The following is a 6,487-nucleotide window of genomic DNA, read 5'->3' on the forward strand; positions in this document are numbered from 1 at the left end:
CCCCCCCCCCCCCCCCCCCCCCCCCCCCCCCCCCCCCCCCCCCCCCCCCCCCCCCCCCCCCCCCCCCCCCCCCCCCCCCCCCCCCCCCGCGCCGGGTCCCCCATACGGGCGCACCCCATCGGCAGTCGAACGCCCGTACTTTAGCCCCAGCTTGTCCGGATTTGTCGACGAGCGTGTAACAGGGGTTAGCAAGGCCATGGCCTGAGGGAATCACCGCGTCATGAACCACAACGCACCCCTCCCCCTCGCCCACCTCACCGGCAGCCGCCCCCGCGTGCTCACCCTCGCCCAGCTGCGCGAGCACGGCGTCACCGCCTCCGACGCCGCCGAGCGGCCCTGGCAGCAGATCCTGCCGGGGGTGTTCCTGCTCCACTCCGGTCCCGCGACCAGCGAGGAGCGGCTGCACGCCGCGCTGCTGTACGCGGGTCGGCGCGGCGCGGGCGAGGCGATGATCACCGGGCTGGCGGCGCTGGCCCTGTACCGGTTCGCCTCCGCGCCCGCGCTGCTCGCCCTCTCGCACATCGACGTGCTGGTGCCCGGGACCCGGCGGCTGCGCTCCACCGGGGACGTGCGGATCGTGCGGGCGCACACCCCGCCCCGGTCCCAGGAGGTGACCGGCCTGCCGGTGGCGCCCGTCGCGCGGGCCGTCGCCGACGCGGTCGCCCAGCTCTCCGACGCCGGCACCGTACGCCGGCTGCTCAGCGAGGCCGTTCGCGGCGGGCACTGCGAACCGGCCGCCGTCGTACGGGAGCTGACGGTGGCCCGGCTGCTGAACCGGCCGCACGTGGTCGACGCGGTCGACTCGCTCCTCGCGGAGGGCCGCGCCATCGCCGAGGACCGGCTGTACCACCTCGTGCGGGGCTACGAGCTGCCCGAGCCCGTGTGGAACGTGGACCTCCGGCTGCCCGGCGGCCCGCACCTCGGCGGGGTGGACGCGTTCTGGCCCGAGCAGTCCGTGGCCCTGGAGATCGACACGCGCGCCCCCCGCCAGGGTGAGGACGAGGAGTGGTCGGAGTCCGTCCGCAAGCGCGAGACGCTGGAGCGGCTCGGGGTGACCGTCATCCACATCACCCCGCGCAAGCTCCGCGACTGGCCCGAGCAGCAGGCCGCGGTGGTCCGCACCGCCCTGACGGCGTCCGGCGACCGCGAGCCCGCCGCCTATCTGGTGGTGCTCCCCAGGTGAGGCGAGTACTCCGGGGTGCTCCAGAGCAGCCGCCCCGGATGCAGACCCTCCACCACCGACTCCACCCGGAAGCGGGTGCGGCGGCTCCCGTCGGCCCCGAACTCCGTCTCGGCCCGGCCGCTCAGCTGGAGAACCGCCCCGCTCTCCCAGTCCGGGAAGAGCAGCCCCGCCCGCGGATCGACGGTCAGGTTCCCCAGGGTCAGGAACATGGCGTTGCCCGCGTAGTCCGGCCAGGCCAGCTCGGTCGGCGAGAGCACCTCGACGAACCCGGGCAGCCCGCCCCGGTGACTGGCCTCCACCCCGTCCGCCTCGGCGGTGGTGGCGACGAAGAAGGTGTCGGCGGCGCGGACGGCCCGCTCCTGGCCGGGGGTGAGCGCGTGCCCGCGCCACACGACACCGGCTCCTTGCGCGGCGAGCTCCAGGGGCTGCCGTTTCTGGAGGTACTTGGGACAGTTGGCGAAGACCCGTTCGGCCCGGACCGCGAACCCGCGACCGGCCGGCTCCAGGGTCCCGTTCAGCCGCATCCGGCGGCGGGTCCGCGGGTCGAGCGCGATGGCGCCGGCCGGGGTCCCGTCCGTGGCCGGCGCGCCGGCGAGCGGATCACCCGCCGGCAGTCCGCCGGTGACCGTGACGCGGTCCGGCCCGGTGGCCCGTACGAAGCCCGGCGGACCGGTGAGCAGGGAGGCCCACATCCGCCCGGAGGCGTCGGCCGCGCCGACGACCAGGTGCGGCTGGAGCCCGAGGAAGGCCGCGGCGACGTCCCCGACGCCCGCGCCGATCGAGCGGCCGACGTGTTCGGCGAGCTCCCGTACTCCGACCCGCTCCTGCACGGCCAGCGCGCCCCGGTGGTAGGTCATGACGGCTTCCTTCCCCAAGGTCTCCCACAGCCCTCCATCTAACCTTCTATATGGAGATTAAAGGTTAGACTGGAGGGAGTCAACCGCTCACGTACCCTTAAGGGGTTAGCCACCCGGCGAGAAGGGCGAGAGGGACATGACGGCAGCGGACCCACGCCCCCTGACCGGGGAGCCGGTCTCCCTCGACCTGCTCAACACCCGCTGGGTGACCGACGGGGAGCCGCAGGACCTCTTCGCCGGAGCGGCCGGACTGACCCGGATACAGGGACTCGCGGTCTGGCTGGAGAGCACGGGCCTCGCGGAGCGCTTCCGCGCCGACGCGGCGACCCTCGTCCACCTGCTGACCGCGCGCGAGGCACTGGCCCGCGCGGTCGCCGACCCGGCCGACCCGAGCGCCCGTACGCTGGTCGACGCCGTGCTGGAACACGGACGGATCCGTGCCACCCTCACCGCCGAGGGCCCGGGCGAACGCACCGAGTTCGACGACCCGACGTGGGGTCCGGCCTGGACGGCGGCCCGGGACTACCTGGAACTGCTCGCCGGCGCACCCGGCCGGATCCGCGCGTGCGCGTCCGAGACCTGCGTCCTGCACTTCCACGACACCTCGCGCAACGGCACCCGGCGCTGGTGCTCGATGGCCGCCTGCGGAAACCGGGCGAAGGCCTCGCGCCACTACGCGCGCACGCGCGAGCGCTGAGCGCCCGGAATCTGTCACACCCGCTCTGGGACCGTTCATCACGGCGAGGCGGGAAAGTCTACAAATCTACTCTTCAGCACCCTTGATTCGCACCACTGTGCCCCGGTACGGCCGCGCTGGCGCATACGCCGCACTGGCGAGAGTCCGCCATGGCAGGTCTCGGTCAATGACAACCCTCCCCAAAGAGCTGTCACGTGAGGAAAGCTGACCGGTCATCCGGCACCGAAATCCGGACCGTATCTTTCACTTACCAGGGATGCTGATGACCCTCGAATCCCCCAGCTCCATACCCGGGGCCAGACGCGTCGCACGCGTCGCGGCCGCGGCCGGCCTGGTCGCCGCCCTCGCGGCCACCGGCGCCGCGCCCGTGTTCGCGGCGACCGGCGCGGACACCCCGGGCACCGCGCCCGCGGTCAAGTCCGCCGACCAGAAGCTCGGTTCGGCCGACGCCGAGCTGCTCCAGGAGGCCAAGGCCAAGGGTGACGCGAACGTCACCGTCATGGTCGCGACCGCCCCCGGGCAGACCAAGCAGGTCTCCGACCAACTGGGCGCCGTCCAGGGCGCCTCGGTGGGCCAGACGTACGACAACCTCGGTTACGTGCGGGCCACCCTGCCCACCGGCAAGGCGGAGGCCGCGCTGAAGGCGGCCGCCAAGCTGTCCTCGGTGCACGGAATCGACCTGCGGCACGAGATCCAGCTGCCGGACCCCCGTCCCGACGCCAAGGGCGAGTCGGGCGCGGTCAAGAAGACCGCCGCCGAGACGTACCCGGCGCCGGACAAGAACACCCCGGCGAAGAACCCGTACAACCCGTCCTTCGAGACGGGTGCCGTTGATTTCGTGAAGCAGAACCCGCAGGCCGACGGCCGTGGCGTGACCATCGGCATCATGGACTCGGGCGTCGACCTCGGCCACCCGGCCCTGCAGCAGACCACCACCGGCGAGCGCAAGATCGTCGACTGGGTGACGGCCACCGACCCGATCACCGACGGCGACGCCACCTGGCGCGCCCAGATCACTCCGGTCACCTCCGCGGGCGGCACCTTCACCGCGGGCGGCCAGAGCTGGAAGGCCCCCGCGGGCTCCTTCCAGTGGAGCCGGTTCAGCGAGTCGATCACCGCCACGGGCGACATGAAGGGCGACGTCAACCGGGACGGGGACACCACCGACCGGTTCGGCCTGCTCTACGACGCCGCCGCCGGCACCGTCCGGGTCGACACCGACCAGGACGGCGACTTCACGAACAACGAGCCGATGAAGCCGTACAAGGACGGCTACCAGATCGGCTACTTCGGCACGGACAACCCGGCGACCGACGTCGCCGAGCGCATCCCGTTCGTGATCGAGATCCGCAAGGACGTCCCGATGGACCCGCTGGGCGGTGACTGGGTCGGCAAGAAGGCCGACTTCGTCAACGTCGGCATCATCGAGTCCGAGCACGGCACGCACGTCGCCGGCATCACCGCCGCCAACAGCCTCTTCGGCGGCAAGATGAACGGCGAGGCGCCCGGCGCGAAGCTCGTCTCCTCGCGCGCCTGCTCCTGGTCCGGCGGCTGCACCAACATCGCGCTGACCGAGGGCATGATCGACCTGGTCGTCAACCGCGGCGTGGACATCGTCAACATGTCCATCGGCGGTCTGCCGGCGCTGAACGACGGCAACAACGCCCGCTCGGAGCTCTACAAGAACCTCATCGACACCTACGGTGTCCAGCTCGTCATCTCGGCGGGCAACGAGGGCCCCGGTGTCAACACCATCGGTGACCCCGGTCTCGCGGACAAGGTCATCTCCGTGGGTGCCGCGGTCTCCAAGGAGACCTGGGCCGCCAACTACGGCTCCGGCGTGGCCAAGAAGTACAACATGTTCCCCTTCTCCTCGCGCGGTCCGCGTGAGGACGGCGGGTTCACGCCGACCATCACCGCCCCCGGCGCGGCCATCAACACCATCCAGACCTGGCTGCCCGGCGCGCCCGTGAAGGAGGCCGGCTACACCCTGCCGGCCGGTTACGGCATGCTCCAGGGCACCTCGATGTCCTCGCCGCAGGCGGCGGGCGCCAGCGCCCTGCTGATCTCGGCCGCCAAGCAGCAGAACATCAAGCTGACCCCGGCGAGCCTGCGCGTGGCGCTCACCAGCACCGCGAAGAAGATCGACGACGTCCCGGCGCACGCCCAGGGCTCCGGCCTGATCAACGTCCCCGGCGCGTGGGAGTCCATCCAGCGCGACGCGAAGGCCAACGAGTTCACCGTCAAGGCGCCCGTCGACACCGCGATCGACCAGTTCCTGAAGACCCCGGGCTTCGGCACCGGCCTCTACGACCGCGAGGGCGGCCTCAAGGTCGGCCAGAAGAAGGTCTACAACGTCGTCGTCACCCGCACCACGGGCGTCAAGTACGGCACCCGGCACAACCTGAGCTGGCGCAACAACGACGGCACCTTCAAGGTCATCGGCGGCTACGACTACGTCACCCTGCCGCTGAACAAGCCCGTCACCATCAAGGTCGAGGCCAACGCCAAGTCGGGCGGCGTCCACAGCGGCATCCTGCAGCTGGACGACGAGACCACCGAGGGCATCGACAAGCAGATCCTGACGACCGTCGTCGCCGCCGCCCCGCTGACCGCGCCGTCGTTCACGCTCTCGGACACCTCCTCCGTGCAGCGCAACAGCCACAAGTCGTACTTCGTCACCGTGCCGCAGGGCGCGAAGACGCTGGAGGTCGCCCTCGGCGGTCTCCAGCCGGGCAGCCAGACGCGCTTCATCTCGATCCACCCGTACGGTGTGGGCGTCGAGGACAGCGCGACCACCCAGTGCTACCCGAACTACGACAACCCGGCGAACACCTGCCGCCCCGACCTGCGCTCGTACGCCGAGCCGCAGCCGGGCGTCTGGGAGATCGAGGTCGAGTCGCGCCGTACGTCGCCGCTGCTCGACAACCCGTTCAAGCTGGACGTCTCCGTCCTCGGCGCGGGCTTCGACCCGGCGGTCAAGGTCCTCCCCGAGGTCAAGCAGGGCACCCCGGCGCCGGTCCAGTGGACCGTCAAGAACGACGCCGCGGCCATCTCCGGCGGCAAGCTCAAGGGCGGCCCGCTCGGCTCCGCGAAGGTCGCCAAGCCGACCATCGCGAACGGTGAGACCCAGACCTCCGAGGTCACCATCGGCGAGGGCGTCTCCCGCCTCGACGTCGCCATCGGCAAGGTCTCCGACACCGGTGCGGACCTCGACCTCGAGGTCTACAAGGACGGCGTCAAGGTCGGCACCTCCGCCGACGGCGACTCCGAGGAGGCCGTGAGCCTGGTCAACCCGGCCGCGGGCACCTACAGCGTCAAGGTCATCGGCTACGCGATCCCGGCCGGCACCACCACGTACGACTACCGCGACGTGTTCTTCTCGGCCGCCCTGGGCTCCGTCCAGGTCGACGAGAGCGCCGCGGTGAACCTCGCCAACGGCGCCTCGGCGTCCGTCTCGGCGAACGTCCTGGTCAACAGCGCGGCCCCCGAGGGCCGGCAGTTCTTCGGCCAGGTCCAGCTGCTCAACGCCCGCGGCACCGCCGCCGGCACCGGCAGCGTGCAGATCGAGAAGGTCCTCCCGTAACCCGGTAGGTACCCGGCACGACAGCGGGGGGGGGGGGGGGGGGAGGAAAAACCCCCCCCCCTTCCCCCCCCCCCCCCCCCCCGCTGCGTGGACCCCAACCACCCAACCAACAACCACAAAAACAAAGACCAAACACACAACGCCAAAAACCCCCCCCCCCCCCC

4 protein-coding genes are annotated in these 6,487 nt (G+C 71.7%); 3 read left to right on the forward strand and 1 reads right to left on the reverse strand.

Going from position 1 to position 6,487, the window contains the following annotated elements; all coding sequences use genetic code 11:
* Window positions 1-220 precede the first annotated feature (220 nt).
* Window positions 221-1,183 carry a hypothetical protein gene (locus ACZ4VT_RS37145; RefSeq protein ID WP_467955773.1) on the forward strand — a complete coding sequence of 321 codons (963 nt, stop codon included), beginning with the start codon at window positions 221-223 and terminating at the stop codon, window positions 1,181-1,183.
* Here ACZ4VT_RS37145 and ACZ4VT_RS37150 read toward each other — a convergent pair.
* Window positions 1,159-2,040 carry a pyridoxamine 5'-phosphate oxidase family protein gene (locus ACZ4VT_RS37150; protein WP_467955774.1) on the reverse strand — a complete coding sequence of 294 codons (882 nt, stop codon included), beginning with the start codon at window positions 2,038-2,040 and terminating at the stop codon, window positions 1,159-1,161. The genes ACZ4VT_RS37145 and ACZ4VT_RS37150 overlap by 25 nt on opposite strands.
* Window positions 2,041-2,176: 136 nt before the next feature.
* On the opposite strand from ACZ4VT_RS37150, the gene ACZ4VT_RS37155 reads away from it, so the two are divergent.
* Both ACZ4VT_RS37155 and ACZ4VT_RS37160 read left to right on the forward strand, forming a co-directional pair.
* Window positions 2,177-2,737, forward strand: coding sequence for a CGNR zinc finger domain-containing protein (locus ACZ4VT_RS37155; RefSeq protein ID WP_467955775.1), 561 nt, complete (start codon window positions 2,177-2,179; stop codon window positions 2,735-2,737).
* A gap of 262 nt (window positions 2,738-2,999) precedes the next feature.
* A complete protein-coding gene (locus ACZ4VT_RS37160) occupies window positions 3,000-6,323 on the forward strand; it encodes a S8 family serine peptidase (RefSeq protein WP_467955776.1) in 3,324 nt (1,107 codons plus the stop codon).
* The last annotated feature ends 164 nt before the right edge of the window (window positions 6,324-6,487 follow it).

This window comes from Streptomyces sp. NPDC029164 (assembly GCF_055563995.1).

What these genes read in the sequence shown, in the direction of transcription:
- ACZ4VT_RS37155 (WP_467955775.1), top strand. Translation starts at nt 2,177, where the DNA reads ATGACGGCAGCGGACCCACGCCCCCTGACCGGGGAGCCGGTCTCCCTC.
- ACZ4VT_RS37145 (WP_467955773.1), top strand. Translation starts at nt 221, where the DNA reads ATGAACCACAACGCACCCCTCCCCCTCGCCCACCTCACCGGCAGCCGC.
- ACZ4VT_RS37160 (WP_467955776.1), top strand. Translation starts at nt 3,000, where the DNA reads ATGACCCTCGAATCCCCCAGCTCCATACCCGGGGCCAGACGCGTCGCA.
- ACZ4VT_RS37150 (WP_467955774.1), bottom strand. Translation starts at nt 2,040, where the DNA reads ATGACCTACCACCGGGGCGCGCTGGCCGTGCAGGAGCGGGTCGGAGTA.